Below are 22,181 nucleotides of genomic sequence, written 5' to 3'. Positions count from 1 at the left end.
TCAACTCCTTGGGTTGAGAGTGAGGCGATAATCGTCGGCGCGCGTCGAGCGGCCGTTGGTGTCCTGAGCGGACTGCCCGCGCAGGACGCGGCGGACATCAATGACCCGGATGCCACCGGGCCAAACTTGTGGGCGGTACTGGTGATCAGGCACGTGCAGGTGCATGAACACCGCGTCGGCGTAATCACCGACTGACGGGCCAACCCTGTTGACTGCGGTGCGGAATCGCAATCGAATGTCGATGTCGGGGTTGTACTCGTCGCGGTCGCGACGGTCAGTGAGTACCTTCACGGCCACTGCAGTGTCAGGGTCGGGTGGAAGGTTGCCGTCGATGAAGGCCGGCAGAGTCGGGTCGTCGGCGCCGTACGGCACGGTCGGGTTGTAGCGCACCAAACCGCGGTTGGCGAGGCGTTGAGCAAGAGAGTCAATCAGCTCGGCTTCAGAGAAGTCGGTCATCCGCGCATGCCCCTTCGGATTTCGTCGGCGAGGATCTGCTCGATCTGCGGGCCCACCGCGCGGGTCGCGTCGAGCAGGAAGAACGCGCTGCCGTCGTCGTGTCTGTTCTTCTTGCTGTAGTGCTGGCGTCGGGCGTACGGGGTGTTGAAGCTGACCCGGACCGAGTCGGCATCGAGCAGCTCGACGCGCACCGATTCATCCATCGCGCCTGTGTCGTCCGGAGAACGGGCCTTGGCGTCGTCCGCGAGGGTTTCACCCGCCCGCTTCAGAGCGCGCTTGCGTCGGTTCGCGCCGAACGACGGCCACGAGAAGCTGACTGGCATCAGAGGACGATCTGATAGAACGCAAGGTTGACGCCTGGGATCTTCGTGTCGTGCAATCCCGAGATCTTGACGGGCGTCGACGTACCGCCCAGCTCGTCGGGCAGGGTCGCGATGGAGTCGACAGGAATCGGGGGAGTGTCGGCTGCCATGGTCACCGTTGCGAGGGAGACGATCTCGTCGCCGTCCGCGTCGGTCACCAGCTGCGAGACCATCCGGATCTTCGACATGATCGTGACCTCGGGCTCGAACGTCGCGCCGCGCGCGGTCTGACCACCCTCGACCTTGCGCTGAACCTTGATCGGCCAGGTGTAGAAGATGGCCAACGGGTCAGCGCTCACAGCGAATACCGCCGCAGGATGTGGCCGTACGCGTCGGACAGCTCGCGCCGTACGCCGACGTTGCTGCTACTGCCTCGCGGGGAGTACGGGTTGCCGAAGGTGACGTTCGCACCGTCGAGCGACACCGCGCTGACCGATGTTCCCTCGGCGGCCGTCGTGCGGTCGCGGAGCATGTCGACCACCACCGCGACGAGGTTGGGCGGCGTGACCAGAAGCCCATGCGCCACCGACACTTTCACCGACCGGAACCCGGCGGGCCACGAGCCGGTGAGCTGACCGATCTCACTCCACGACCAGCCGGTGATCGCGGCGCCGTTCGCGTCGGTGATCTCGGTCGGCTCGGTGAGCAACAGCGACGGCAGCGTCAGAAGCGAGCTGCCATCGCCGTCGACCCACAGCGTGTCGTCGAAGCGGGGTGCGATGTGCCACCCGCACTCGCCGCGTACGTCGTCGCCGGCCGCCCGCAGAGCCTCGTCGTCGACCGTGAAGCCGTCGGGAAGATCTGACTGGGCGACCAGCGGCGGGTACTTCGAGAAGTCGATCACTTGGAGGCCGGGGTCCGAGCTTTGTTGGCCGGTACCGCAGCGGCTTTCGCTTCAGCGTCAGCCTTGGCTTTCGCGTCTGCCTTCGCCTTCGCGTCGTCGTCAGCAACGCGCTGAGCCTCAGCTTCGGCGCGCGTTTTCGATTCGGCGGCCGCCTCGGCTGCCTCGCGCTTGGCCGCGACGGTGTCCGACTTCTTCAGACCACGCTCCTTGGCGTCTTCCTCGCTGAGCTGCAACGTGGCCAAGCGGCCGTTGACCTCAACTTCGTAAATGTCCAGCATGTGAGCCTCCTCAGGCTGTGGAGCCCCACTCGGCCGGCGAATGTCACCACCGACCGAGCGGGAGCTGATCAGTGCCATCAGGCAGCGATGTCGACCTTGACGAATGCGGTCGGGCGGGTGACTGCGAAGGCCTCACGCTTCTCGCCGAGGATCGCGACCATATTGCGGATGAAGAAATCGGCGTGCGAGTCGGTGATCGTCACCGTGGTTTCTTCGCGGTCCCACAAGACCGCCTTCGCGAAGTCGCCGAGCAGCGCCTCGCCCGCGGGCTGAGTCTCGGACTCGACCACCGGCAGGCCCCACAGGGTGCGCTGGCCGATGACCTGCGGGCCGCCGTAGCGGTAGACGCCATTGAGATCCTTCGCCAGATCGATGACCTCGGCGTCGGCTGGATTGACCACCCAACCATTCGGATTTACCCGACCGATCGTGCGGGCCTTGGTGATGCCCTTACGTGCCGATTCGAAGAGATCCGTCGAGAAGGCCTGCGTCTGCACGCCCGACCACGAATTGATGCCGGTGAAGTTCTCACCGGTGCCGTTGCCGTTGAGGATCTGCGCCTCTTCGGCTTCGTCGATGTCGGCGCGCAGCTCGTCGTTGATCAGACCTTCGAGGGCTGCGACGTCGGACAGGGCCCGCTTGGTGGCCGGCACCCACTCGGCGATGGTCTTCACCAGTGCGGTGCGGCGGACGAACGCCCACGCACCTTCGGGCTTGTAGCCACCGTTGGCGTTGAGCACCAGGGCGCCAGCGGTACCGGGGGCGGTCGGCGCGGCCGAACTGGTCGCCTCGGGCACCACCGCGGCGGCGTTGGTGTGCGAGGTCTGCTCGACGTACTCGACTGCGTCCGAACCGGTGCGGCGAACGGAGACGAGATCGCGGATCGTCAGTGGCTTGCGACCCAGCATCTCGACAATGCCGGTCTGCTCCGGCACGACGAACGCGCCAGCGCTGGTGTCGGTCCCGCCAACAAACAGGCCTTTGATCCCGATGGGGTCGGTCTGGAACCGAGCCTTTTCGTTGATCTGGCGACCTTTGTAGGGGGCCAGGGCGGCCTTGAACTCCGGCGATTCGACGACCTGCAGACCGAGCGACTTCACGCGCTCACGGACCGTGGTGGTGCCGGTCTGCGCGTCGAGGTCGCCCTTGGCGTCCGGACCGATGTCGTCGGCGAGCGCCATGGCCGAATCGATCACATCCTGATCGGCCTTCGCCACGCCGTACTTCTCGACGAGGTCGCGGCCCTTGGCCAACGCCTCGTCGAAGTCCTTCCGCTCGGCCTCGGTCATGTCGCGGTTCTCGGCGTCCGCCTTCTCCGCGATGTCGCGAGCCGACTTCGCTGCGGCCTGCGCCGCTTCCTTGAGCTGTACCAGTCGTGTCTTCATTTTTCTCCTTGGTGAGGTGTTATTCGCTCGTCGCGAGAGTCAGCTCGAGCGCGTCCAACTGCGCCAGGGAGACGGACGAATTGGGCGTGGTCTCATCGGCTTTGACGCCGGGGACGGTTCCCTTGCCGCTGGTCTGTTCCTGGTCTTCATCTCCATCCGACGACTCATCGTCGTCGGCCGGAAGTATCGATTTCAGAGCGTCGAGGCTGTCCTCGAGACGCTCGATGGTGTCGCGGATGACGGTCTCGTTCTTCGTCGAGAGCGCCTTGCCCGCCTTCAGTCGCAGCGAGTCAGCCGCCGACTTCACAGCGAGGACCTCGGTCTCCTGGTTCGCACCCAGCGGAACCACCGACACCTCGTGGATCTTGAGCTTCTCGAGGGACCAATAGCCCGGGGTGACCGTCTTGGTGCCGTCGCCGTTGTCGACGTATTCGGCTTCGACGTACGTCTCCTTCTCGATGTCGAATGCGAACGACATCTGGGCTACCCGGCCGGACTTCAGCAGTCGGTACACCTGGGCAGACTTCGGGGACTGCAGATCGAGCACGCCGTGGACCTTCAGGCCGCGGTCGTCCTCCTCCGGGTCCTTGATGAATCCGAGGTTGTAGTCCGGGTCGGCGAAGTTGTGACCCCACAGCAGGGGGATCGGGTTGTCGCCCTTCGCCCAATCGGCCAGCGACTCGGCGAATGCGCCCTTCTGGACGACCTCGCCGTAGCTGTCCCGATTGCCGAACACCGAGGCGTAGGCGATGAACTCGCCCTCCTCGAGGCCAGCGTCCGGACCTGCCTTGAACTTCGTCTTGGCGTTGAGCTGACCGGGGCCGGCCGTTCGAGTCTTCATTCGTCCTCCTGGTCAGTGTCGACGTCCTCGGCAGGCTCGTCATCAGGTGCGGGCGCCCCTTCGGCAGGGATCGGTGCCTGGTTGCCGTTCTGGGTCACGTTCAGTGGGCGGATCAGCTCGTCGCCGCCGTCGATCGGTGGCCGGTTGTCGAGCGCGCGGGCCTCGTTGATGGTCATGTACGGGCCACCGACAGCGGCCATGACCGACGCGGCGCGCTGCTCGAAGTTGCCGGACAGCTTCTCGCGCAGGTTGAACTCGACATACAGCTCATCCATCTCGGTCGGCGCGATGTCGGGGATCAGCTGGAGCGCAATCTCTTCGACGATCATCGTCAGCCAGGGGCCGAGGGTGTCCTGGTAGAGCATCTTGTGCTGCTCGGTGATGTTCGAGAACGTCGCCTTGTCGAGAATTCCGACCATCGGCGGTGGAATGAAGTACGCCGCGGCAACCTCTTCGCGGGTCAGCTTGCGGCCCTCGATGTACTGCAGGTCGCGCGACGACTGGTGGGCGTCAACAAACTTCATGCCGTCCTCGAGGATCGGCGTACCGCCAACCCCGGGGCCAGTGCCGATGTACTGCGAATCCCACGTGTTCTTGAAGCGCGTCCTGGCGGTCTCGGACCACGTGCCGGCCTGTGACGACGGGGGCCGCTCGATGTATCCGGAGACGCGGGCACCCTTGTTGAGAACCTCCGAACGCGCCTTCGACGACAGGTGCTCCTCGGCCAGAATCTGGCGCAGCGACTCGAGAGGCGACTCACCGAAGTCGGCCGACCCGCCGTAGCCGCGGAAGTAGATCAGCTGCTCACGGCCAACGATTTGCTTGCCCTTGCTGCCCTTGAGCTCGAACGAGTCCGGCGTCATCCAGTTCTCACCCTTGGGTGTCACCAGGGCCGGTGGAACTCGCACCAGCTGAGGCTGGGCGGACGAGCCGAGCTTGAGGGCGTAGGCGCGGTCGTAGATCCCGAGATCGTGGACCAGGGCGTCCATGAACCGGTACTTAGTGGTGACTGCGTTCGGCTTCGCCATCACTCGGGCCAGCGGATGGTCCAGGCCGAGGCGCTCGCGGTCGGTGTCGCCCTTGCGTCGGTAGGCGTGGATCCCGAGCTGGCCGATGTTGCGGCCCAGGAACGACACCACCGTGCGCACCGCGCGCTGCTTGCGGAACATCTCGTAGTAGTCGACCGCCGAGGCGTTGGCGAACGTGACAGGCGTGTCGAGGTTGAGCGTCGTCGGAAGCGCCTGCGCGGGCTTCGACAGGCCCAGGAGCGCGCCGTCAGAGACGATGAACGACATCAGGGCGCCTGGATGTAGTCGACGTGATCGCGGTCGATGAGGATCTCGCCGTCAGCAGGCGTCGGCGCGGTTGCGCCCGGCTCAATCACCTCAACGCCCTTGAGCGTCAGGCGTTCGGGATCGTCGCCCACGATCACACCGGCCACCGCGGTCCCGGACTTCAGGTTGACCACGACGCGACGTTTGATCAGGAGTGACGTCCGTCCCTTGCGATCGCGTCGGGTAGCCACGTATGCACCGATACCGCCGACGACTGCAAAGACAGCCCAGCTGGACACCAGCGCAGCCACTTCGAGCACCATGGAACTCCTCACACAATCATCAGGTCGTTGTCTTCGTAAGCGCTCTCGACTGCTGGCTCGTGCGCTTCGATCGCTCGAGCGAGGGCCATGATCATCGAGACGACGGGGTCGATCTTGTCGGCGGCATCCTTCTTCGATGGCTTCACGTTTCCGGCGTCGTCGAGGACCACCGCGAAGTTGTCGACGGTCCAGCGCACCAACGGGTTACCGCCGTGGCGAAGAAGGGGGATCTCCGGAGTGCCCTGCAGCATCAGCCGCTGGGTCTCCTTCGTCGGGCCCGACATCGACGCGAATCCCTGGCCCATCGCGGCCATCGGAGCGCCATCGGTGGTCAGGTTGGTGACCAGCTGCGTCGCGTTCCACCGGTCGTAGGCGATCTCCTGGACGTCGAAGAAGTCCGAGTCTCGTTTGATCTGGCCTTCGATGAAGTCGTAGTCGATGACGTTGCCCGGCGTGACGGTCAGCAGGCCCTGCTTCGCCCAGACCGACGCCTCGCCGGCCGTCCGTGCGTCGAGGTCCTCGAGGTTCGCCTCGGGGGTCCAGATCCGCCACACCAGATCGAACCCGCCGCGCTCGTCATCCGGCAGCACCCAGCACAGCGCCGCGAGGTCCGACGTCGACGCCAAGTCCAGGCCGCCGAACGCCTCGCGGCCCTTTAGTCGCGTCTCGTCGACGATCGATGCGTTGCCGTCCCAGGCCGCCAGGTCGAGGAACTTGGTGTCCTGCTTCGTCCGTCGGCCGATGTGCAACCGCAGATAGCTCGCCATATCGGCCGGCGAGTTCTGCGCCTTCGTCGCAGCGTCACGCAGATACGCTCTGGTCGGCGAGATTCCGTAGCCCGGATTCGCGGCCCGCTGCGCCTCCTCGGACAGCGGATCCATCTCCTTCGGCGCCGCGAACACCACACCGTAGGTCGACGGGTCCTTCAGCGCGCCCCGCGCGAGCTGCTCGATCATCGTCCGCTTCCGGTCATACGGCGTGTGCCGCTTGCCCGAGTCCGCGGTGGTGATGAACAAGATGAGCGGTTGGGAGCGAGAGCCAGTGCCCGTCTCGATCGCCTCAACCAGGTCGTACGTTTTGTGCAGGTGGAGCTCGTCGACGATGCCGCCGTGCAGGTCCGCGCCGTGCTGTGCATCGCCGGCCGACGCCACTGCTTGGAAGTAGCTGCCCGACTTCGGGTGCGTGATCTTCGACGCCAGCGCCTTCGTGTGCGGCCGGAGTGCCGGCGACCTCTCGCAGATCTGCTTGATCGGCTCGAAAACGAACCCCGCCTGCTCTTTCCGCGTCGCCGCAGCGATCACCTGGGCGCCGGCCTCGCCGTCAGCACAGGTCAGATACAGCCCAATGCCGCCCGCGATCGTCGACTTCCCGTTTTTTCGAGGCAAATCGACGTACATCGTGCGGATAATCCGGACGTAGTCGCCCACGTCCTCGTCGAAATGGACCCAACCAGCCCACGGAGCCAAGATGTAGGCCACCTGCCACGGGTCCGGCTTCAGCGGTTTGCCCGCCAATCGGCCCTTGGTGTGCCGCAACATCGAGAACGCGGTCAGAACCCGGTCGACACGCTCCGGATCGAAGCGAGCGCCAGGCTCATCGCGCGGCTCCGGCGTCTTCCACAGCGGTGGACAGTCCGGAAACGGTATCCCGCGGCTCGCCAAGTACCAGGCGACCTCGGGGGAGAGCTTCAGACGGTCGAGTTCGTCCGGATCTAGCTCAACCGAACGGGTTTGCGTCGTCATCAGGCGCGCCCTCGACAGCGCCAAACGCCGCCGACAGCTTCCCCTCAGCCGATGGAGTCAAACCGAACTCGCCAGCCCACATCCGCAGCTGCTGCGACGCACGCTCAGCCACAGCCATCGCCGGATTCTTGGTCATCCACGTCGTCTCCGTCCCGTCCTTGCGGAGCGAGTGGTTCTCGACGACGATCCCGTTCTTCCGGACCAGCTGAATCGCGTCCTTGTACGTCGCCCACGTCTCGCAGTACGCCGACAACGACGCCCGGTCCTCCTCCTTCGTCAGATCCAGACGAGACAGACCCGGCACGACGCGCTTCCACTCCGCCTTCGCCTCGCGCGACAACCACGTCGGCGGCTTCGGCGGGATGCGACGGAAGTCCGGCGGGGGAGTGACCGGCCGGCCACCGCTGTCGCGACCCTCGGACCGACCGTTCAGGAGCTTCAAGCTCGGAGGTGCAGCCGCTGGACCAGGCATAACGCACCTCCTCGCGAAAGTTGTTGGTAATTACCGACTTTCGGGCGTGAAAGTCGTTGCGGTAGTGGCGATCTCGGGATACCCCCCATGACGCGCAACATGAGCGCGAAAAAGGAAGGCCAACCAGTCGGGCTCCCCCTTCGGTGGGCCCTAGAGATCCCGACCCCCATACCCCTCTGACCTGCGTCTTTGGCCTCTTTTGGCTTCTGACCTGGTCTTTTGGTCGTGATGGGTCCGGCAGAGCGACTGGAGGTTGTTCGGGTCGTACTTGGATCCGCCGGCCTTGATGTTGACGATGTGGTCGGCGTCGGTCGCGATGTTCATGCAGCCGATGTGCTGGCAGATGGGGTGTGCTTCGAGCTGGGCTGCTCTCATGCGCTGTTGGCGTCGGCTGGTGCCGCTGGCGCCATAGCTCGAGCCTTCCCATGCTGGTTTGCATGGACAGCGTCCGTTGGCTGGTGCGGGCTTGCGACAGCGGTTGCAGATGCGTGGTGGTCGGGTGGGCATCAGGCAACGATGGACATGGGGTCGACGCCGCGTTCGGTCATCGCTCGTGCTGTCTGTGTGTCGAGCCTGGGCTTCCACTCGGGGCCCATGATCTTGGCGAACAGCTCTCGCGCTTCGGCTACCTCGGTGACCAGTTGGTCACGTGTGCTGGCCTTGCCGCCTAGCGCCTTGATGTGCTGGATGCGGGGCAGGATCAGGCGCTGTAGTTGGAGGAGCTGGCCCGCGTCGTCCTGCTCTTCGACGGCGCACGCAACACCTGCGACGAGTAGGCGCCACTGGTTGATGATGTCGGACTGCGGTACGTACTGCGGTGCGCTCATGCTGGGTCGTACGCCTCGGCGAAGATCGTGGGCTTGCACGGGTAGAACTCGCCTTGCACACCGCGGATAACCCAGTCACCGACGCTCGCTGTCATGACGCCTTCGAGCGTGTGGATCTGCAGTTCGACTGAGCCGCTGTCTGTCTCGCCGTACGTTGCTCGGCCGCCGTTGCGTTCTATCCACTCAGCGATGTAGCCCACAGCTGACGCTGCAGTGAACTGCCATGCCTCGATCTCAACAGGCTTCTTGCGGAATCGTGCGCTCATCGCTTGCTCACCTTGTCTGGTCGCCAGTTGTCGAGGTTGCCGGTCACGATGCGGCTCTCGCCGTACAGCGCGGCGAGGTAGTCGAACGCCTCGCTCGTGGTGCCTGGTGCCGCGGTGATGGCCTCGAGCACAGGCAGTGGGTCAGCTCCTGGTGTGGGGACGACCTGGAAGCCGATGGTGTTGCCGTTGGTCCACAGGGTGCCGTGGCATAGGCCGCGCACGATGACCCAGCGTCCGGGCCCTGTGCGCTCGGTGGGCTCGGCGAAGCGGGAGCAGAGGTTGGCCATCACCGCTCCTCTCGTGGGGCCGCATCGCAGCGCGCAGCAACACCCTCGTCCATGAAAGGGTTGGCGTCGTGGGGTGCGCTTGGCTGCGACGCAGAGAACAGCTTTGACGCGCTGCGATGAGGGGTTGCGATCCGTTCCACGTGCACCAGATCCAATACCTGGGCAGGGGTCGTCAGTGGCGGATTGAGGTCCAATATACACAAAGTGCTGGTCATCGGCGTGATCCCACTTTCGGCTTGTCGCTGGTGCGCCTGAGCCTGCGGACGTCGTCGATGCTGAACATCGGGGGGTCGTTGCGGTGGATCCAGTAGCCGACGATGCGGCCCTTGTGTTCCCAGCCGCGGGGTTGCAGGCGGCGGCTGCTGGTCCAGCTGTAGAACGTCGACTTGGCGATGGGCTCGCCCAGCTCGCGCATGACCTGGAAGACCTGGCTGGCTGGCATGAGGTACTTGCCGACGTCGTTGAGCAGCTGCTGCTCGAGTACTCGGGTGTCGTGGTCTTCCTTGCATTTCGGGCAGGTGATGCGGTCGACGATGGGTGAGTCGGGGTCGGTGTCGTTGGTGTGCGGGGCGTAGAGCGGGATGCCGCACGTGAGTGGTTCGTCTCGTGGGCCTTTGCCGGTCACGGTGGGGCAGGGGCCGCGGTATGCGGGTGGCACGCGAGGGTTGATGACGGTGAGCGCGCGGCTGATGGTGGCGTGAATCTCGTTGGCGCACATGCCCGCGTCTTCGCTGTTCATGATCGATAGGTAGTTCTTGGACAGCCAGCGGGAGAGGTCTTGCGTGGTGACCACGTATCCGGCTGCTGGTAGCCGGCGGATGCCGCGCCTGGGGAGTGGTCCGATGAAGTTGTGGGGCACTGCGTCGATGGGCCAGAAGGGCACGCCGTTGGCATCGCACAGGTCGCGGACCCAGCGCATGCAGACGGTTCGGAGTTCGTCGTAGAGGCCGTGGGCCCAGCTGTTGAACGGCACTGGTGATTGCTCTTCGTCTTCGGTGACCTTGCGTCGGGGTCCGCTCATGGTGGGGCTGAGTGCGGTGAGTTTGAGGGCTGACTCGCCGAGGCGTGTTGCGAGCCAGGGGATCATGTCGAGGTCGCGGACGAGTGCTTGGCCGCAGTCGCGGCAGAGGAACGCGTCGGCTCGGCCGCCGCACTTCTGGCACTGGGTCACGCTGCGATCTCCTTCGGCCAGGCCACCACATCGAGCCCGAGGTGGTGACGATCTTTGATCTCGAACGGCAGGGTCCATCCGAGCTTCAGGGCGCCCATGCTGGCCATGGTCAGCGCGTCGGCGCAGTCGTCGTTGTGGATGCGGTTGTTGGGCCACTGCTCGCGCACGCAGGCCAGGACGAGCTTCTTGTCGGCGCTGCCGCTGCCCGTGGCCCACTTGGCGCGAGTCTTTGGGTTGCACACGGCGATCGGGGTGTTGCGGGCCCGGAGCGCCGAGTACAGGCCGCCCCACAACACGCACCGATCGCGGAAGCTGGGCAGGAGCTTCACGTGCGACGGCAGGTCTTCCATCACCACCAGCTCGGCGGCGCGCGGGATCTTGGTGAGCACGTGTCGGGTCTGGCTCACGATGCGGTCGGAGCGGTCATCCCAACTCGCCGAGTCCTTGCCCGGATGGCCCACCGACAGGAGGCCGGCGATGTACGTCATCGGCACGTAGCCATCCGACGGGATGTGAAAGCGGGTCTCACTGCGCACGACGGCGATGCCGCAGCTGGTGAGTGACGGGTCGATGCCCACGATGGTGCTCACTCGTCACTGCCCTTGGTGATGGCTGCTCGGGCTGCTGCGAGGCCGCGCTCACGGCGTGCGTCCTCGTCGGGGTCGTGTGAGCACAATCGGCCGGCGCGGTAGCCGTCCTCGTCGCACATGGCGCAGTTGGCGATTGCCAACGCTCGGGTCTCGGCTGCGGACCGGGCGGATTCGGAGCGGGCCTGGCCTTCGCGCTGAGCCTGCTCGGAGAACCACGCCGCTCGGGTCTGCCTGGCGACGCCGCAGGCTCGGCACGGCTGGTCGGTTGGTTCGCCGATGTGCTTGGGGCAGCGGGGTGGTGGGGGATCGTTGCTCGGCTCGCCTGTCGTGTCGGTGTCGGCCTCGCGCTCACGCGACCTCCCAACCCAACCACCTACAGACGTAACCTCTCCCACTCCCTCTCCCACTCCCCGGGGTTCGCGAACCCTTTCGGAAGGGTTAAACGGTTCTGGAACGGTTTGCACAACGGTTTCAGAACCGTTGTCGGAAGGGTTCTCTGACGGTTCGATCGGATCGATCTCGTCGGCCACCTTGGCGGCCTCCGCGCGACGCAGACGACGCAGCTCCGTAGCCAGCTCGTGACGCAGCTTGGGCGAGGCCACCATGCCCGCGCACCGCAGTGCGTTCTTGAGGATGTTGGGGTACCGGGTGATGTCGCTCTGGCGCATGTACGAGCGCACGAACAGCTCGTCGGTGTCCTCGTCGTAGAACACGAAGCGAGCGGCCTCGAGGACCTTCAGATCGGTCCAGACGTCGCTCTCGGTGATCTCGTCGCACCCCTTGGCCCACTTGGACACTTGGAGCGGCTGGATGCCTGCGCGGTCGAGCTCCTTCTGGCTGAGCAGCTGGCCGTAGGTGGTCTGCGCTGTGCGGGGGATGGCGCGGAAATCCTTGTCGCGCCAGATCGATTCTTTGAGCATTCCTGCGGAGTTGGCCATTACGCGCCAGTCCTTTCATTTGGCGTCCAAATGAGTAGGCAGCAGCCGAACGGCGGCCGCTCATTTGGACCGACATCGGTTCGCCCGGCCTTGATGAATCGCATCCGGCCGGGGAGGAACTCGACACGAAGCCCGGATCCGGGGCGATCGCGATGAGGCTCGACCTGGGTCTGCCACCACTTCTGCTCGGTCCGATTGGCGGGAAGCAGCATGACGATGCCGCGAGTGTTCTGGTACTCGGCCCACGCCTTGCGGACCCATGGCTCGATCGCCGAATAGGGCGGGTTGCACCAGACGAGCTCGTCGGCCCACGGCTGCCTCAGTCCGTCGGTCTCGCGGTCGTAGTACTTGTGGCACTTTGTGTTGTGCGCCGCTGCTGCGACGTCGACAGTGAACTCACCAAACCGCTCTACGAACATCTCGAAGTGCTGAGGCGTGGTGGCCCGGTCATCGATGTCATCGACTGGGCCGTTGGGCAGCGTCTGCTGCGGATGGTTCTGCGCCTTGAATCCGAGCAAGCTCATTCCGCGTCCTCCCAGCTGGTGCAGAAACGTCGAACGAGCTTGGCGTCAGGCTTGATCCCGGCCGCGCGCTGCTTCTCTCGGATCAGGCCGATGAAGGCGCGCGCCTGGTCCTCGGTGAACGCGTCCACTGGGTGATGGCTGCGACCGTCTCGGATCTCAGTTCCGGCGGGTCGAATGCTGGTGGCCATGACGCCCCACTCGACCGAGGTGACCGGTTTTTCACCCAACACGGCCGGCGGGTTGGGGTCGTAGTCGCCTGTTGCGAACAGCGGCATCTGCGCGGTCACGTCGCACCGTCCAGGATCCGCTCGATGATGATCTTCCCGGCGGGCGTGATGTCACCGTGGTGCACCAGGTCCTTGAGGACAGCGCGCAGGCGGGTCTCGAGCCGGAGGTGTTTTGCAAGGTCCTCGGTCATCGCGTCTCCCAGATGTCACCGCACGCGCAGATGACTGCGGGCGGCTCGGCGCCGTTGATGCGGGGCTGTTGCCAGTGGCCGAGGATGTGGTGGTGCCAGAGGATCTGGAGGTAGGCGATCACGCGTCGACCTCCTCATCACGTGCCTTGAGGTCGCAGATCCAGCAGGGCTCGGTGATCATGCCGACACCCGCTTCCGCTTCGTCGGCGTCAGCTCAGCCCACAGGCGGGCGCGTTCCCGCTTGGCGCCGATCCCTCTGCCGAGGCGGCGGTCCAGCTCGGCGAGCTGCTGCTCGGGTGTGCGCTCGTACCGCTTCTCGAGGCGCTCGAATGCCTCGTCGTCGCGGTCTTCACGGCGCGCGCTCATTTGGTCGCTTCCACAAACTCGGGGTGCTGGCCCTTGACGTGCCGCTGGACGTTGGCGAACGACCGGTTGCAGCAGGGGCACACGCCGTTGGCGGCGCGCTTCTTCGTCTTGGTCAGCTGGCCTTTGGCGGCTCGGAGTGAGGCCTTGGCCGACCGCACATCCTCGTCTAGGTTGGCGATCCGACGATCCGCGGAAGCGAGCTCACGCTCCAGGCGCTCGGCGCGCTCACGCTCCTTCTCGGCCTTGGACTTGCCGGTGAAATGCTGGCTATGGCCGTTGGGGCAGTAGAACCAGCCATGATCATTCACTCGGCGCTTGTGCAACTCCGTCGGCATGGCGAAGAGAATCCCGCAGCTACAGCAGGTTTCGACCTCGAACACGGTTGTATGGGTGAGGGTGCTCATGCCTCATCACCACCATCCGAGAACATCGCAGCCTTGCGGTCTTCGCCGTTCTGCGCCTCGTCGTCGCCCGGGAGCTCGGGCACCGCGACGAGGCCCATGGCGTCGCCGAGCGCCTCGGGCTCACCCTCGGTCCTGGTCTCGTCATCAGCGTCAAACAGGCCCGGCTGGGGCTCGTCGACGATCGGCACCTTGCCGCGCTCGTAGATCGACGTCTGCAGCATGTCGACGACCATGCGGGGCTCGCCGTCGACCTCATCGAGGTGGACCTTCTTGCACCACGCCTTGACTATGTAGGTCCGCTCCTCGCCGTACTCGGGCGGATCTTCGAGCGCGTACTCGCTCATGCCGCCGACGATCTTCACCTTCGCCGCCCTGGGTGCTTCGATGAGCGGTCGTTCGGCCTTGGGGATATCGGCTGGGGCAGTGTGGGTCTCGGCAACCGTGTCGTCGTCTTTGTAGCGGGTCATCGCGCATCCTTCGCTTCGGGGGTGGGTTGGTGGTCGGGGCGGAACTTGTGGGCCCAGGTGGTGCACTGGCCGTCGACGATGTCGCACGGGATATTGGTTTCCGCCGGCATCGTCTTCTGATTCGAGGCAGCGGTCAGCTCGTCGAGCCGCGCCTTCTTGCGCCGGTTGAACTCCGGCAGGCCCAGCGCGGTCGGGGTGGGAAGCAGTTCGACGATCTGGTACGTGCACCTTGGGTTACCCATCTCCACGAAGCTGCGAAGTTCAGGGAGTTCGTTCACCCCACTGAGCCCGGGCAGCAGCTTCCCGTTGAAGATGCCGCCGAACTGCCTCACGACTGAGCTTCCTTCGCCTGGGCTTCCTCGATGAGCATGTTCTCGACGGTCTCGACGAGGACGCCCTCGGCCTGCAGGCCACCGAGTGTTGTGATGAGGTCGGCGACCTCGTCGCGGGTGAGGGTCCTAATGTCGGTGACGGGCTCGGCACGGTTGATCGTGCGGTTGATCACCACGTACCGGGCCGACCAGTTGTCGGTCTCGATGTTGGCGTCAGCGAATAGGCGGTCGAGGTCCTCGGCCTGCTTCTTGGTGGGCTTCGCCGGGGGCTTGGCCTGCGGAGTGTCCTGTTTTACACCCGAATCCGAGGGGGCCGGGAGGCTCTGCAATCCCATCTTGGCGCGCAGCTGCTCGACACCAATTGCCTGACTCGACGCAGCCTCATTCGCCACCTTGCGTGGCGCCTCGTCCACCACAGCAGCATCGTCACCGTCGGCGATGCCCATCAGTACGTCGGGTGCGATCTTGCGGCACACCTCCATCGCTGCCTTGGCGTAGAGCATCGCCTGGGGGTCGGTGAGGTACTTCTCGTTGCCGATCAGTTTGCCGCGCTGATTCTTTCGGTAGTCGCCCGTCTTCTCGTCGATAGTCGGGACGTACCCCGCCTTGGTGGCGCGATCGACACTCCAGGTCGAGCCTTCGGCGCGACCGTCGGGGGCTTGCGCCATGACGGTGACGGATTCGTCGGAGCTGTCTTCGGTCCAGATCTTGTAGCCACGCGAGGTGAGGAGGGCGACGGCAGTGCGGGCGTAGATTGCGGGTCGCCCGCCGACCGAGAAGACCTGCTGTAGGGCCTGGATTGGCGCGAGGCCGATCTCCATCCCGTACAGAATCGCTGCGGTGGCATTTCCCGTCACCACCTCGTCATCCTTGTCTCGATTGAGGTAGGAGCCGACTTGATAGATCTCCGGCACCACAGTGGTGCGGCACATCCTGTCGGCGAGACGGTGCGCCACGTCCATCGCCTCGGCGTGCTGCATGAGCTGGTTGAGTGAGCCGGGCTTCATTGGCTGAGCGGGCGGCAGGATGCTCAGATCACCAGTCGCGGCGGGGGAGATTTCTGTGGTGCTCATGCGGATGCTCCTTCGAGAGTGTCGAGTGTCATTTGTGCGCGGCCATAGGCCCACGCGGGTAGGTCAACTTGGTGGATGCGCGGTGCGTACCCAGGCCATTCGTCCGTGGTGTAGCAGCGATTGAAGACGTTGATCGCCGCACGGTTAAGTGAGCGGCCGACCGCGACGGCTTCGGTGGGTAGCTCCGTCACCGAGCAGAGGTACGGCTTGGTGACCTCGATGGCGAAGAAGACGAATTGCGCTTCGATGCCGTGGGCGGCGAGTCCGTCGAGGTACCACGCCTCTTGCTGGTGGTAGCCGTATTCGGCGCACGACTTGGCGAAGTCGCGTGGTGCAGCTGAGCGGGTGGTCTTCACATCAACCACGAGGGGGCCGGCCGTAGTCCAGTCAGGGCGGGCTCGCAGGCGCACGCCGGTCGCGTCGTCGTGCCAGTAGATTGAATCCTCAGCTCGCCCCTGGGCAAAGAGCAGCTCGCCGAGGGGATGTTGCTTCGCCACCTTCGCGAGCGCTTCGCCCTGGCGGTAGGTGTCCACCAGGACCGCCACCTTGCCGTCCTCCCGCGCCTGGACGCGGGCTGCTTTCGCGTCGTTGGTGCGCCACGAGTCGGCTTCAACAATGACGATGGATGAGCCTTCGCCCAAGATGAGCGCGTGGGCGACGTGGCCGAAGTCGTACTCCTTCTTCTCCACTCGCGGTGCGTGTTTGAACTTGGCCGGCCCTCCGGGCTCGAGGAGAGCGCGGGCACCTGAGGACGACAGGCTATGGCGGTCGCCGTGATAGACGGTGTCGGGCACGTGTGGGTGGATACCGTCGGCGTCCGGCACTCCGGCTGCTCCGGCGGCGGCGTCGCCCCATCCGCGCTGCCACGCTGCCGCCATCTCGGGCGAGTGCAGTGGGCATTCGGATATGCCGTCGCCGTAGGCCTGCAAGCCCTGGCTGTATGCCTTCTTGGTGAGTTGGGAGAAAGTCTGGATCTCGGTCATGCCAGCACCCGCTCCGGGGGTGCGATCGGTCGGAAGTAGATCGTCGAGCGATCAGCTTCCAAGTCGTATTCAGCAGCTCCGGCCCGGTAGAACGCCCCGAACGCGTCGGGCCCGTAGATCCGCCTCGGGTCAACCCCGGTGCGATCGCCCCGGTAGTGCAGGCGTGGGGTGTCCTCGGTCGGGACGAACGGCTGCACCTCGGGTGCGGGCTTAGGGGCCGGTGCGGGCTTCGCGGCCAGGGCGCGTGAGCGCTGTTTGCGTGTGGTCATCGGTTGCTCGCAATCCGGTTGGCGCGCCTCGACTTACGGGCCACGCGGTTCTTTGCACGTCGCCGCTCGACCTGGGCAATGCGGGGGTCGGGCTGCTGGTGACCCTCGAGGCGGCCGACCTCGCCGGGGCCGTGTGGGGCGCGGGGGAGGTGGATGATGTCAGGACCGAAGCCCTGGTAGATCGGGTTGTGCGGGGTCTGGGCCCCGTGGCCCATGAGCTTGGCGCTGAGTGCGAATCCGATGGAGCGCTGGTACTCGGTCTGCACGAGCGGATCCTTCAGGGAGTCGATGGTGGGTGTCGATGTGGTCATAGCCGGTTGTCCTGTTCGTTGGTGGGATGGGCTTCGACGATGTCGATGACGCGAGCCCAGGGGATGTGGTGCGTGCAGTCGTCAGTGATGACCACCGCGACATGCGGATGCTCGAGCAGCACCTCGCCGTTGATGGTCTTGAGCGGGCCTCCTGTACCGCGCTCGGAGATGACCTGTGCCCTCATGACGCGACCCGGTATTCGATGCCGTTCGCGAGGCACTCGTCGGCCTTCTCGACCGCCGTACCCCAAGGGTCGAGGTGGTCGCCGTAGTGCTGTGACCAACGGAGCCAATTGATCTCGTCGTCCGTCCCGTTGACCTTCAGGGTGTTCAGGAGGTCGCGGATGCTCAGCTCGTTGACCCAGCGGGCCTGGAGCGAGACATCGATCAGGCCCATCTCCCACAGCGCGCAGCCCTCGAGGCTGGCGGGCATGCCGTCGTAGACGTAGTACCGCTCACCACCCATGGGCACCTCGTAGATGCGGCCGGGGTTGCGGGCGGCGACCTCGCGGACCTTCGCGATGATGTCGGAGGCGGTGAACTCCTGCTGTTCGGTCATGCTGGGACCCCCAATACTGTGCGGACTCGTGTCCGTGCGGCTTGTGCAACGCGAGCGTCGAGTTCGCATCGCGGTTCGTCGGGATTGACCCAGATCGCCAGTGCCATCAACACTTGCGCCATCCGGTCGGGATGGAGGCGGCACTGATTTGTGAGCGCTTGGTGCGTCTGCGGGGGAGACACCTCGCGGACGTCCTCAACGATGTGCCAAGCCGCGCTGGCGATGTCATCCTCGTTGCGGTACATCAGCCCTCACCGCCCCGCGAGCAGACGATGATCTTGCTTCCGACGAGGTCGGTCTCGGTGATGTGACCTTCGGCGAGGAGCCAGTCGACTACTTCCTCGACAGTGTCAGCTCTAGCCATCGGAGCCCACCTCCGGCGCCAGCTCGTGCTGCCCGACGAGGTAGACCATCTTGGTCATCCCGTCGTGGCTGTACTCGAGGTAGAGCGTCGGAGCGGCGCTGCGCTCGGCGAGGCTGTAACGCTCATATGTCGCAACCGTCCAGTCGTAACCCTCTGGCGCGGGAATGGTCTCGGCCACCTCTGCGAGGTTCATCACTGGCACCGGCTTAGCTCGTCGAGTGCTTTGTCGATGGCCTCGGCAGGGTCGGCACCCTCGGACTGAACTCGGACCATCCAGTCGACACCGTGTATCCCTGTGATGGTGAAGTCGACGAGCCGCTCAGCGCATCGGGCCTGAAGGTCGAGTAGCAGACGGCCAACCTTGAGTCGCTCCACGTCCGCCTGGGCGGCGAACTTGATGCCGTCGGCGATCTCGCCGTACCGCTGGGTGGCGGTCATCGGATCTCACCGCGATCGACCTCGGTGATCGGATGGTTCTCGAAGTCGTCCATCTCGTCGAGCAGCTCGGCGTACTCATCCGCCAGCTGGTCGTCGCGCATCACCGACAGCACCGCGCCGACGCAACACACGATCAGTAGGGCGACCGCCGGCCAGACGATGATGATTTCTAGGTACTCTCTAACCATTGGGACCTCCTGGTGGTCCTTCGGGAATCCGTCGAGCTGGCACTCGGCGGGTTCTTTTTTTGTGGGTTGGTCCCGCGCCGCCCATCCCCAGGCGGCGCGGAAGTCATGAGGCCTTCGACTCGCGGACTCGGCGCAGCGCCGGGACGAACGTCCGCGCGAGAACCTCTCGCTGCTCGGTGGTGAAGAAGTCCGGAGCGCGCTTGGCATTGGCACGGGCCGCGGCGCGGATCTCCTCGTGGACGTCGGCGTTGCTCATGCCGGCACCCGCGCCGCGGCAGTGCTCGCGCGGCGCTCGTAGTTCGTGTCGATGGCGCCCGGTTCCAGGCCGTAAGCCAGCTCGAGCGCTTCGACCACTTCGGCGGAGGCGCCGCGCAGGCCGCTCTCGATTGCCGACATCGCGCCGCGCGAGAACGAACGGCCTGTGGCCTCCTGCATGCGGCCGATCAGTTGGTCGAGCGTGAGACCCGAGACAACCCGCAATGTGCGGATCGACACGTGAGGGGGAGTGCGCAGTTTGCGTGCCGCCTCATACTTGGATTGCGCCTTGGTCATGCTTTAAAGCTACGGCAAACCCAAGCACAATCCAAGGATTAAACTTGGAAAACTTCTTCTAGCTGCAGAATCACAAGGGTGTTAGTCCCATGCCTGTTCAAAGCACATCCGTGAGGTTTGCCTTTTGGTGCTTGGGTTTGCCAAAACTTTCCGGCACGCTCAGGGGCATGAAACCGAACGTTGCCAAGCTGGGTGAAGCTGTAGCTGCCCGCCGTCGAGAGCTCAACATGAGCCAGATCGACGTATGGCAGAACGGCGGCCCGTCGAACAGCACGCTCACCGGGATTGAGAATGGTGCTGCGGAGACCGTGGGTGCCGTGACCCAGCGCAAGCTAGACCGGGCGTTGAGGTGGGAGGAGGGGAGCGCGCAGAGGGTGCTTGCCGGCGGTACTCCGACTCCACTTTCCACACGGGTGCTCGGCGGTGAGGTGACCTCGGATGAGCTGGTCCAAGTAAGCGCTGCGCATCTCGCGCAACTTGCCCAGATCGCCAGGTCGGTTCGTAATCCATTGGCCCATGGGAACCATCGCAGGATGTCGCCTGGCGATCTGGACGTGTTGATGCAGAACGCGCTGATTATGGCGCTCCAGGTCGAACTCCTCGCCGTGGAGGCGGTCGGGCCTGCGCGCCTGTCGGACCTCACGGAAGGGCGACTTGGCAGCCAGGACGATGCCCCTCCATCGCCTTCCGATTTCGGCCTAGCTGCCCGCGAAACCCCACCTGGCTACCGCAAAGGCAAGCCGACCCCCGACGAATGACACGGGTGTAGTTCCTGGTGACCGACATCTTCTGTCGGACATGCCCTTTACGTTCATCGTCATGAGTCAGACCGCGATCCGCTGGCACCCCTGGCGCCATCTGCGCGACCACCATCCCGAGGTCGTGGTGAGTTGCCAGCACGAGCTGCACGCCACCCGCATGGGCTTCTCGCGAGGCCGGCGGATCTGGCTCTGTTCAACGCTGACCCAGGCCGAGCGGCGCTGCACCCTCACGCACGAGCTGGTGCACGTGGAGCGTGGGCCACTGCCCGAGGGCCTGGTCGCGGTCCGGCGCGAGGAGGCGATCGTCAACGACATTGCGACTCGAAGGCTGATCACAATCGAGCAGCTCGTCGACGCCTTCCGCTGGCATCGTCACGGGAGCGCGGAGCAGCTCGCCGAAGAGCTGTGGGTCGACGTCCCGACGTTCACGTTCCGCATGAACGCGCTCACCCCCATCGAGGTGGCCGAGCTGGAGAATCGACTGGACGGCGAATGGACCTACGCATGCTGAGTGAACAGGCCCTGGCGATCCTCGAGTTCGAGAAGAAGTGGTGGCGCCACTCGGGCAGCAAGGAGAACGCGATTCGGGAGGAGTTCGGCATAAGCGCGACGCGCTACGCCCAGCGGCTCAATCAGATCCTGGACGACCCGCAGGCCCTCGCCCACGACCCGATCCTGGTGAACAGGCTCAAGCGGGTCCGCTCGCAGCGCACCACCGCGCGCCGCGCCCGCAACGCCATGATCACTTCCATGCAATCGGAACGTCAGCGGGACTGAACCGGCGCGTGCCGACGGTCGACTTGTTGATGGTCACCGTCATCATCACCCGCACCAGTTCGCGACGAGGCAGGATGTCCAGCGTCTCCCATGTGCTGCGCGCGTCGGGGCCGGCCATGTGGCCGATGATCGGATGCTGCGAGACCGAGGCGCGGCGCTCGGCCGCAGCGATCTGGGGGAGCAGCTTCGCCTCCACTCGGGCGAGCGACGCCGCGGTGAGCGCGCCGTCGGCCGCTTGATCGGCGAAGGCCTCGAGGCGGGCACGGAGCTGGCGGGCCTCGCGCATGGCTTCGACGGCGTCAACGTTGGTGGTGTCAATGTCGTCCGGGTCGAGCGCCTCGAGGCGAGCGAGGAGGTTCTCAACCACCAGCTCGTCGACGAGATCGGTCCGTCGGCGCACGCACGAGTTCGCCTCGCACTGGTACGTCGGGGTCTTCAGCGACTTCGGCCCGAAGTACCGGACGACGCTGCCACACACACCGCAGCGGGCGATACCAGTCAGCAGGTGCTTGGTGGCCGAGCTCGACGAGGTGACCCGCGAGGGGTCCGTGAGGATTGCTGTCAGCTGCAGGTGCTCCTCTTCGGTGATGAGCGCCGGCCACACGCCCTTGCCGATGACCTTGCCCTGATGGACTCGGAGTCCGGCGTAGCTCGGCGTGAGGAGCATCAGCCGCATCCGGCGTGGCAGCCACTCGCCGGTCTTCGTCGGCGCCGGCACCTTCCGCATCGTCAGCTCACGGGCGATCGCGAACAACGACTCGCCGCCGAGCACCCGCTGGGACACCTCCTCGATGACCATGGCCGGTTCTGGGTCCAGCTCCCAAGTGAGCGTCCGGCCGGAGACAGGGTCGCGCACGATCCGGTAGCCGTAGGGCGGGAACCCGTTCGGCCGGCCTGCCAGGGCGGCGGCGCGCTTGCCGCGGAGTACTCGGGTGCGGAGCTGCTCGGCCTCCTTCTCGGCCATCAGCGCGTCAAGGCCGGTCGAGAATCGGTCGTCGCCGTCGGACAGGTCATAAATCCGCCCGGAGTAGCACCACTGAACGCCGCGCTGGGCGCACAGGTCGCGCAGCTGGACGTACGCCTCGAGGTCGCGCTGTGCTCGCGAGGCCTCCCAGGTGACCAGCACGTCGCCTTTGCGCAGGACCTTGGTGAGTTGTCGGTAGGCGGGGCGATCCTTGCCTGACCACCGTGACGCGCCGATGTCGTTGTCGCAGAGAACTTCGGCGACTGACCAGCCGTGTGTCTCGCAGAGGGCGCGGCATTCGCGCTCCTGGTCTTCGGTCGATCGGGACCGGCCGGAGTCGTCGTTGCTCACTCGGGTGTAGATCACTGCGCGCAT

The 22,181-nt window shown here is 65.2% G+C and carries 40 protein-coding genes; 3 read left to right on the top strand and 37 right to left on the bottom strand.

Annotated features, from left to right (window positions below; translation table 11 throughout):
- The 36 genes from J3S28_RS20490 to J3S28_RS20320 all read right to left on the bottom strand — a co-directional run bounded on the left by J3S28_RS20490 (window position 1) and on the right by J3S28_RS20320 (window position 19,304).
- The gene (locus tag J3S28_RS20490) at window positions 1-456 is read right to left on the bottom strand and encodes a hypothetical protein (protein ID WP_207842606.1); all 456 of its coding nucleotides are present in this window, start codon (window positions 454-456) and stop codon (window positions 1-3) included.
- Window positions 453-779, bottom strand: a complete 327-nt coding sequence (locus J3S28_RS20485) for an HK97 gp10 family phage protein (RefSeq protein WP_207842605.1) — start codon at window positions 777-779, stop codon at window positions 453-455. The genes J3S28_RS20490 and J3S28_RS20485 overlap by 4 nt, the downstream gene beginning before the upstream one ends.
- Complete coding sequence (locus tag J3S28_RS20480; RefSeq protein WP_207842604.1) at window positions 779-1,117, bottom strand: hypothetical protein; 339 nt, start codon at window positions 1,115-1,117, stop codon at window positions 779-781. Before J3S28_RS20480 ends, J3S28_RS20485 begins: the two co-directional genes overlap by 1 nt.
- Complete coding sequence (locus J3S28_RS20475; RefSeq protein WP_207842603.1) at window positions 1,114-1,662, bottom strand: hypothetical protein; 549 nt, start codon at window positions 1,660-1,662, stop codon at window positions 1,114-1,116. Before J3S28_RS20475 ends, J3S28_RS20480 begins: the two co-directional genes overlap by 4 nt.
- Window positions 1,659-1,940 carry a hypothetical protein gene (locus tag J3S28_RS20470; protein WP_207842602.1) on the bottom strand — a complete coding sequence of 94 codons (282 nt, stop codon included), beginning with the start codon at window positions 1,938-1,940 and terminating at the stop codon, window positions 1,659-1,661. The genes J3S28_RS20475 and J3S28_RS20470 overlap by 4 nt, the downstream gene beginning before the upstream one ends.
- A 77-nt stretch (window positions 1,941-2,017) precedes the next feature.
- The gene (locus J3S28_RS20465) at window positions 2,018-3,325 is read right to left on the bottom strand and encodes a phage major capsid protein (protein ID WP_207842601.1); all 1,308 of its coding nucleotides are present in this window, start codon (window positions 3,323-3,325) and stop codon (window positions 2,018-2,020) included.
- A 19-nt stretch (window positions 3,326-3,344) separates the two neighbouring features.
- Window positions 3,345-4,166, bottom strand: coding sequence for an HK97 family phage prohead protease (locus J3S28_RS20460; protein WP_207842600.1), 822 nt, complete (start codon window positions 4,164-4,166; stop codon window positions 3,345-3,347).
- A complete protein-coding gene (locus J3S28_RS20455; protein ID WP_207842599.1) occupies window positions 4,163-5,461 on the bottom strand; it encodes a phage portal protein in 1,299 nt (432 codons plus the stop codon). The genes J3S28_RS20460 and J3S28_RS20455 overlap by 4 nt, the downstream gene beginning before the upstream one ends.
- The gene (locus J3S28_RS20450) at window positions 5,461-5,763 is read right to left on the bottom strand and encodes a hypothetical protein (RefSeq protein ID WP_237341852.1); all 303 of its coding nucleotides are present in this window, start codon (window positions 5,761-5,763) and stop codon (window positions 5,461-5,463) included. Before J3S28_RS20450 ends, J3S28_RS20455 begins: the two co-directional genes overlap by 1 nt.
- Before the next feature lie 8 nt (window positions 5,764-5,771).
- Window positions 5,772-7,505: a terminase large subunit gene (locus J3S28_RS20445; protein ID WP_207842598.1), complete on the bottom strand. Its 1,734-nt coding sequence runs from the start codon at window positions 7,503-7,505 to the stop codon at window positions 5,772-5,774.
- A complete protein-coding gene (locus tag J3S28_RS20440; RefSeq protein ID WP_207842597.1) occupies window positions 7,480-7,977 on the bottom strand; it encodes a phage terminase small subunit P27 family in 498 nt (165 codons plus the stop codon). Before J3S28_RS20440 ends, J3S28_RS20445 begins: the two co-directional genes overlap by 26 nt.
- A 506-nt stretch (window positions 7,978-8,483) precedes the next feature.
- Entirely contained in the window at window positions 8,484-8,804 is a 321-nt protein-coding gene (locus J3S28_RS20430; protein WP_207842595.1) for a hypothetical protein, read from the bottom strand.
- On the bottom strand, window positions 8,801-9,070 hold the full coding sequence (locus tag J3S28_RS20425) for a hypothetical protein (RefSeq protein ID WP_207842594.1): 270 nt from the start codon (window positions 9,068-9,070) through the stop codon (window positions 8,801-8,803). The genes J3S28_RS20430 and J3S28_RS20425 overlap by 4 nt, the downstream gene beginning before the upstream one ends.
- A complete protein-coding gene (locus J3S28_RS20420) occupies window positions 9,067-9,357 on the bottom strand; it encodes a hypothetical protein (RefSeq protein ID WP_207842593.1) in 291 nt (96 codons plus the stop codon). The genes J3S28_RS20425 and J3S28_RS20420 overlap by 4 nt, the downstream gene beginning before the upstream one ends.
- 211 nt (window positions 9,358-9,568) lie before the next feature.
- Complete coding sequence (locus J3S28_RS20415) at window positions 9,569-10,528, bottom strand: hypothetical protein (protein WP_207842592.1); 960 nt, start codon at window positions 10,526-10,528, stop codon at window positions 9,569-9,571.
- A complete protein-coding gene (locus J3S28_RS20410; protein WP_207842591.1) occupies window positions 10,525-11,118 on the bottom strand; it encodes a hypothetical protein in 594 nt (197 codons plus the stop codon). The genes J3S28_RS20415 and J3S28_RS20410 overlap by 4 nt, the downstream gene beginning before the upstream one ends.
- The gene (locus J3S28_RS20405) at window positions 11,115-12,056 is read right to left on the bottom strand and encodes a hypothetical protein (RefSeq protein ID WP_237341851.1); all 942 of its coding nucleotides are present in this window, start codon (window positions 12,054-12,056) and stop codon (window positions 11,115-11,117) included. The genes J3S28_RS20410 and J3S28_RS20405 overlap by 4 nt, the downstream gene beginning before the upstream one ends.
- Complete coding sequence (locus J3S28_RS20400; RefSeq protein ID WP_207842590.1) at window positions 12,056-12,580, bottom strand: DNA N-6-adenine-methyltransferase; 525 nt, start codon at window positions 12,578-12,580, stop codon at window positions 12,056-12,058. The genes J3S28_RS20405 and J3S28_RS20400 overlap by 1 nt, the downstream gene beginning before the upstream one ends.
- Window positions 12,577-12,867, bottom strand: coding sequence for a hypothetical protein (locus J3S28_RS20395; RefSeq protein ID WP_207842589.1), 291 nt, complete (start codon window positions 12,865-12,867; stop codon window positions 12,577-12,579). Before J3S28_RS20395 ends, J3S28_RS20400 begins: the two co-directional genes overlap by 4 nt.
- Window positions 12,864-12,998 carry a hypothetical protein gene (locus J3S28_RS28630; RefSeq protein ID WP_272874225.1) on the bottom strand — a complete coding sequence of 45 codons (135 nt, stop codon included), beginning with the start codon at window positions 12,996-12,998 and terminating at the stop codon, window positions 12,864-12,866. Before J3S28_RS28630 ends, J3S28_RS20395 begins: the two co-directional genes overlap by 4 nt.
- Window positions 12,995-13,120 carry a hypothetical protein gene (locus J3S28_RS28625; protein WP_272874224.1) on the bottom strand — a complete coding sequence of 42 codons (126 nt, stop codon included), beginning with the start codon at window positions 13,118-13,120 and terminating at the stop codon, window positions 12,995-12,997. The genes J3S28_RS28630 and J3S28_RS28625 overlap by 4 nt, the downstream gene beginning before the upstream one ends.
- 55 nt (window positions 13,121-13,175) lie before the next feature.
- On the bottom strand, window positions 13,176-13,364 hold the full coding sequence (locus tag J3S28_RS20390) for a hypothetical protein (protein ID WP_207842588.1): 189 nt from the start codon (window positions 13,362-13,364) through the stop codon (window positions 13,176-13,178).
- Window positions 13,361-13,768, bottom strand: a complete 408-nt coding sequence (locus tag J3S28_RS20385) for a hypothetical protein (protein ID WP_207842587.1) — start codon at window positions 13,766-13,768, stop codon at window positions 13,361-13,363. The genes J3S28_RS20390 and J3S28_RS20385 overlap by 4 nt, the downstream gene beginning before the upstream one ends.
- Entirely contained in the window at window positions 13,765-14,235 is a 471-nt protein-coding gene (locus tag J3S28_RS20380) for a hypothetical protein (protein WP_207842586.1), read from the bottom strand. The genes J3S28_RS20385 and J3S28_RS20380 overlap by 4 nt, the downstream gene beginning before the upstream one ends.
- Entirely contained in the window at window positions 14,232-14,567 is a 336-nt protein-coding gene (locus J3S28_RS20375) for a hypothetical protein (protein WP_207842585.1), read from the bottom strand. The genes J3S28_RS20380 and J3S28_RS20375 overlap by 4 nt, the downstream gene beginning before the upstream one ends.
- Window positions 14,564-15,640, bottom strand: a complete 1,077-nt coding sequence (locus tag J3S28_RS20370; RefSeq protein ID WP_237341850.1) for a hypothetical protein — start codon at window positions 15,638-15,640, stop codon at window positions 14,564-14,566. Before J3S28_RS20370 ends, J3S28_RS20375 begins: the two co-directional genes overlap by 4 nt.
- On the bottom strand, window positions 15,637-16,623 hold the full coding sequence (locus J3S28_RS20365) for a PD-(D/E)XK nuclease-like domain-containing protein (RefSeq protein WP_207842584.1): 987 nt from the start codon (window positions 16,621-16,623) through the stop codon (window positions 15,637-15,639). Before J3S28_RS20365 ends, J3S28_RS20370 begins: the two co-directional genes overlap by 4 nt.
- On the bottom strand, window positions 16,620-16,892 hold the full coding sequence (locus J3S28_RS20360; protein ID WP_207842583.1) for a hypothetical protein: 273 nt from the start codon (window positions 16,890-16,892) through the stop codon (window positions 16,620-16,622). Before J3S28_RS20360 ends, J3S28_RS20365 begins: the two co-directional genes overlap by 4 nt.
- Window positions 16,889-17,203: a hypothetical protein gene (locus tag J3S28_RS20355; RefSeq protein ID WP_207842582.1), complete on the bottom strand. Its 315-nt coding sequence runs from the start codon at window positions 17,201-17,203 to the stop codon at window positions 16,889-16,891. Before J3S28_RS20355 ends, J3S28_RS20360 begins: the two co-directional genes overlap by 4 nt.
- Window positions 17,200-17,388, bottom strand: coding sequence for a hypothetical protein (locus J3S28_RS20350; protein WP_207842581.1), 189 nt, complete (start codon window positions 17,386-17,388; stop codon window positions 17,200-17,202). The genes J3S28_RS20355 and J3S28_RS20350 overlap by 4 nt, the downstream gene beginning before the upstream one ends.
- Entirely contained in the window at window positions 17,385-17,762 is a 378-nt protein-coding gene (locus J3S28_RS20345) for a hypothetical protein (RefSeq protein WP_207842580.1), read from the bottom strand. The genes J3S28_RS20350 and J3S28_RS20345 overlap by 4 nt, the downstream gene beginning before the upstream one ends.
- Before the next feature lie 356 nt (window positions 17,763-18,118).
- Window positions 18,119-18,319, bottom strand: a complete 201-nt coding sequence (locus tag J3S28_RS20340) for a hypothetical protein (RefSeq protein ID WP_207842579.1) — start codon at window positions 18,317-18,319, stop codon at window positions 18,119-18,121.
- Entirely contained in the window at window positions 18,319-18,564 is a 246-nt protein-coding gene (locus J3S28_RS20335) for a hypothetical protein (RefSeq protein WP_207842578.1), read from the bottom strand. The genes J3S28_RS20340 and J3S28_RS20335 overlap by 1 nt, the downstream gene beginning before the upstream one ends.
- Entirely contained in the window at window positions 18,561-18,752 is a 192-nt protein-coding gene (locus tag J3S28_RS20330; protein WP_207842577.1) for a hypothetical protein, read from the bottom strand. The genes J3S28_RS20335 and J3S28_RS20330 overlap by 4 nt, the downstream gene beginning before the upstream one ends.
- Before the next feature lie 103 nt (window positions 18,753-18,855).
- Entirely contained in the window at window positions 18,856-19,008 is a 153-nt protein-coding gene (locus J3S28_RS20325; protein ID WP_207842576.1) for a hypothetical protein, read from the bottom strand.
- Window positions 19,005-19,304: a helix-turn-helix domain-containing protein gene (locus J3S28_RS20320; protein WP_207842575.1), complete on the bottom strand. Its 300-nt coding sequence runs from the start codon at window positions 19,302-19,304 to the stop codon at window positions 19,005-19,007. The genes J3S28_RS20325 and J3S28_RS20320 overlap by 4 nt, the downstream gene beginning before the upstream one ends.
- Before the next feature lie 167 nt (window positions 19,305-19,471).
- Between J3S28_RS20320 and J3S28_RS20315 the strand changes: the two genes are divergently transcribed.
- The 3 genes from J3S28_RS20315 to J3S28_RS20305 all read left to right on the top strand — a co-directional run bounded on the left by J3S28_RS20315 (window position 19,472) and on the right by J3S28_RS20305 (window position 20,842).
- Complete coding sequence (locus J3S28_RS20315) at window positions 19,472-20,062, top strand: helix-turn-helix domain-containing protein (RefSeq protein ID WP_207842574.1); 591 nt, start codon at window positions 19,472-19,474, stop codon at window positions 20,060-20,062.
- A 61-nt stretch (window positions 20,063-20,123) separates the two neighbouring features.
- Window positions 20,124-20,576, top strand: coding sequence for a hypothetical protein (locus tag J3S28_RS20310; protein ID WP_207842573.1), 453 nt, complete (start codon window positions 20,124-20,126; stop codon window positions 20,574-20,576).
- Window positions 20,570-20,842 (top strand): DUF3263 domain-containing protein, encoded by a 273-nt coding sequence (locus J3S28_RS20305; protein WP_237341849.1) that lies wholly within the window; start codon window positions 20,570-20,572, stop codon window positions 20,840-20,842. Before J3S28_RS20310 ends, J3S28_RS20305 begins: the two co-directional genes overlap by 7 nt.
- Here J3S28_RS20305 and J3S28_RS20300 read toward each other — a convergent pair.
- Window positions 20,808-22,181, bottom strand: a complete 1,374-nt coding sequence (locus J3S28_RS20300; protein ID WP_207842571.1) for a recombinase family protein — start codon at window positions 22,179-22,181, stop codon at window positions 20,808-20,810. The two genes, J3S28_RS20305 and J3S28_RS20300, sit on opposite strands and share 35 nt — an antisense overlap.

The organism is Williamsia soli (genome assembly GCF_017377795.1).
Taxonomy (GTDB): Bacteria; Actinomycetota; Actinomycetes; order Mycobacteriales; family Mycobacteriaceae; genus Williamsia; species Williamsia soli.
Note: the sequence above shows the minus strand (reverse complement) of the source record. Positions and strands in the feature narration are given on the sequence as shown.

What these genes read in the sequence shown, in the direction of transcription:
- J3S28_RS20490 (WP_207842606.1), bottom strand. Translation starts at nt 456, where the DNA reads ATGACCGACTTCTCTGAAGCCGAGCTGATTGACTCTCTTGCTCAACGC.
- J3S28_RS20485 (WP_207842605.1), bottom strand. Translation starts at nt 779, where the DNA reads ATGCCAGTCAGCTTCTCGTGGCCGTCGTTCGGCGCGAACCGACGCAAG.
- J3S28_RS20470 (WP_207842602.1), bottom strand. Translation starts at nt 1,940, where the DNA reads ATGCTGGACATTTACGAAGTTGAGGTCAACGGCCGCTTGGCCACGTTG.
- J3S28_RS20465 (WP_207842601.1), bottom strand. Translation starts at nt 3,325, where the DNA reads ATGAAGACACGACTGGTACAGCTCAAGGAAGCGGCGCAGGCCGCAGCG.
- J3S28_RS20460 (WP_207842600.1), bottom strand. Translation starts at nt 4,166, where the DNA reads ATGAAGACTCGAACGGCCGGCCCCGGTCAGCTCAACGCCAAGACGAAG.
- J3S28_RS20455 (WP_207842599.1), bottom strand. Translation starts at nt 5,461, where the DNA reads ATGTCGTTCATCGTCTCTGACGGCGCGCTCCTGGGCCTGTCGAAGCCC.
- J3S28_RS20450 (WP_237341852.1), bottom strand. Translation starts at nt 5,763, where the DNA reads ATGGTGCTCGAAGTGGCTGCGCTGGTGTCCAGCTGGGCTGTCTTTGCA.
- J3S28_RS20445 (WP_207842598.1), bottom strand. Translation starts at nt 7,505, where the DNA reads ATGACGACGCAAACCCGTTCGGTTGAGCTAGATCCGGACGAACTCGAC.
- J3S28_RS20440 (WP_207842597.1), bottom strand. Translation starts at nt 7,977, where the DNA reads ATGCCTGGTCCAGCGGCTGCACCTCCGAGCTTGAAGCTCCTGAACGGT.
- J3S28_RS20430 (WP_207842595.1), bottom strand. Translation starts at nt 8,804, where the DNA reads ATGAGCGCACCGCAGTACGTACCGCAGTCCGACATCATCAACCAGTGG.
- J3S28_RS20425 (WP_207842594.1), bottom strand. Translation starts at nt 9,070, where the DNA reads ATGAGCGCACGATTCCGCAAGAAGCCTGTTGAGATCGAGGCATGGCAG.
- J3S28_RS20420 (WP_207842593.1), bottom strand. Translation starts at nt 9,357, where the DNA reads ATGGCCAACCTCTGCTCCCGCTTCGCCGAGCCCACCGAGCGCACAGGG.
- J3S28_RS20405 (WP_237341851.1), bottom strand. Translation starts at nt 12,056, where the DNA reads ATGGCCAACTCCGCAGGAATGCTCAAAGAATCGATCTGGCGCGACAAG.
- J3S28_RS20400 (WP_207842590.1), bottom strand. Translation starts at nt 12,580, where the DNA reads ATGAGCTTGCTCGGATTCAAGGCGCAGAACCATCCGCAGCAGACGCTG.
- J3S28_RS28630 (WP_272874225.1), bottom strand. Translation starts at nt 12,998, where the DNA reads ATGACCGAGGACCTTGCAAAACACCTCCGGCTCGAGACCCGCCTGCGC.
- J3S28_RS20390 (WP_207842588.1), bottom strand. Translation starts at nt 13,364, where the DNA reads ATGAGCGCGCGCCGTGAAGACCGCGACGACGAGGCATTCGAGCGCCTC.
- J3S28_RS20385 (WP_207842587.1), bottom strand. Translation starts at nt 13,768, where the DNA reads ATGAGCACCCTCACCCATACAACCGTGTTCGAGGTCGAAACCTGCTGT.
- J3S28_RS20380 (WP_207842586.1), bottom strand. Translation starts at nt 14,235, where the DNA reads ATGACCCGCTACAAAGACGACGACACGGTTGCCGAGACCCACACTGCC.
- J3S28_RS20370 (WP_237341850.1), bottom strand. Translation starts at nt 15,640, where the DNA reads ATGAGCACCACAGAAATCTCCCCCGCCGCGACTGGTGATCTGAGCATC.
- J3S28_RS20365 (WP_207842584.1), bottom strand. Translation starts at nt 16,623, where the DNA reads ATGACCGAGATCCAGACTTTCTCCCAACTCACCAAGAAGGCATACAGC.
- J3S28_RS20360 (WP_207842583.1), bottom strand. Translation starts at nt 16,892, where the DNA reads ATGACCACACGCAAACAGCGCTCACGCGCCCTGGCCGCGAAGCCCGCA.
- J3S28_RS20355 (WP_207842582.1), bottom strand. Translation starts at nt 17,203, where the DNA reads ATGACCACATCGACACCCACCATCGACTCCCTGAAGGATCCGCTCGTG.
- J3S28_RS20350 (WP_207842581.1), bottom strand. Translation starts at nt 17,388, where the DNA reads ATGAGGGCACAGGTCATCTCCGAGCGCGGTACAGGAGGCCCGCTCAAG.
- J3S28_RS20345 (WP_207842580.1), bottom strand. Translation starts at nt 17,762, where the DNA reads ATGACCGAACAGCAGGAGTTCACCGCCTCCGACATCATCGCGAAGGTC.
- J3S28_RS20340 (WP_207842579.1), bottom strand. Translation starts at nt 18,319, where the DNA reads ATGAACCTCGCAGAGGTGGCCGAGACCATTCCCGCGCCAGAGGGTTAC.
- J3S28_RS20335 (WP_207842578.1), bottom strand. Translation starts at nt 18,564, where the DNA reads ATGACCGCCACCCAGCGGTACGGCGAGATCGCCGACGGCATCAAGTTC.
- J3S28_RS20330 (WP_207842577.1), bottom strand. Translation starts at nt 18,752, where the DNA reads ATGGTTAGAGAGTACCTAGAAATCATCATCGTCTGGCCGGCGGTCGCC.
- J3S28_RS20325 (WP_207842576.1), bottom strand. Translation starts at nt 19,008, where the DNA reads ATGAGCAACGCCGACGTCCACGAGGAGATCCGCGCCGCGGCCCGTGCC.
- J3S28_RS20320 (WP_207842575.1), bottom strand. Translation starts at nt 19,304, where the DNA reads ATGACCAAGGCGCAATCCAAGTATGAGGCGGCACGCAAACTGCGCACT.
- J3S28_RS20315 (WP_207842574.1), top strand. Translation starts at nt 19,472, where the DNA reads ATGAAACCGAACGTTGCCAAGCTGGGTGAAGCTGTAGCTGCCCGCCGT.
- J3S28_RS20310 (WP_207842573.1), top strand. Translation starts at nt 20,124, where the DNA reads ATGAGTCAGACCGCGATCCGCTGGCACCCCTGGCGCCATCTGCGCGAC.
- J3S28_RS20305 (WP_237341849.1), top strand. Translation starts at nt 20,570, where the DNA reads ATGCTGAGTGAACAGGCCCTGGCGATCCTCGAGTTCGAGAAGAAGTGG.
- J3S28_RS20300 (WP_207842571.1), bottom strand. Translation starts at nt 22,181, where the DNA reads ATGCGCGCAGTGATCTACACCCGAGTGAGCAACGACGACTCCGGCCGG.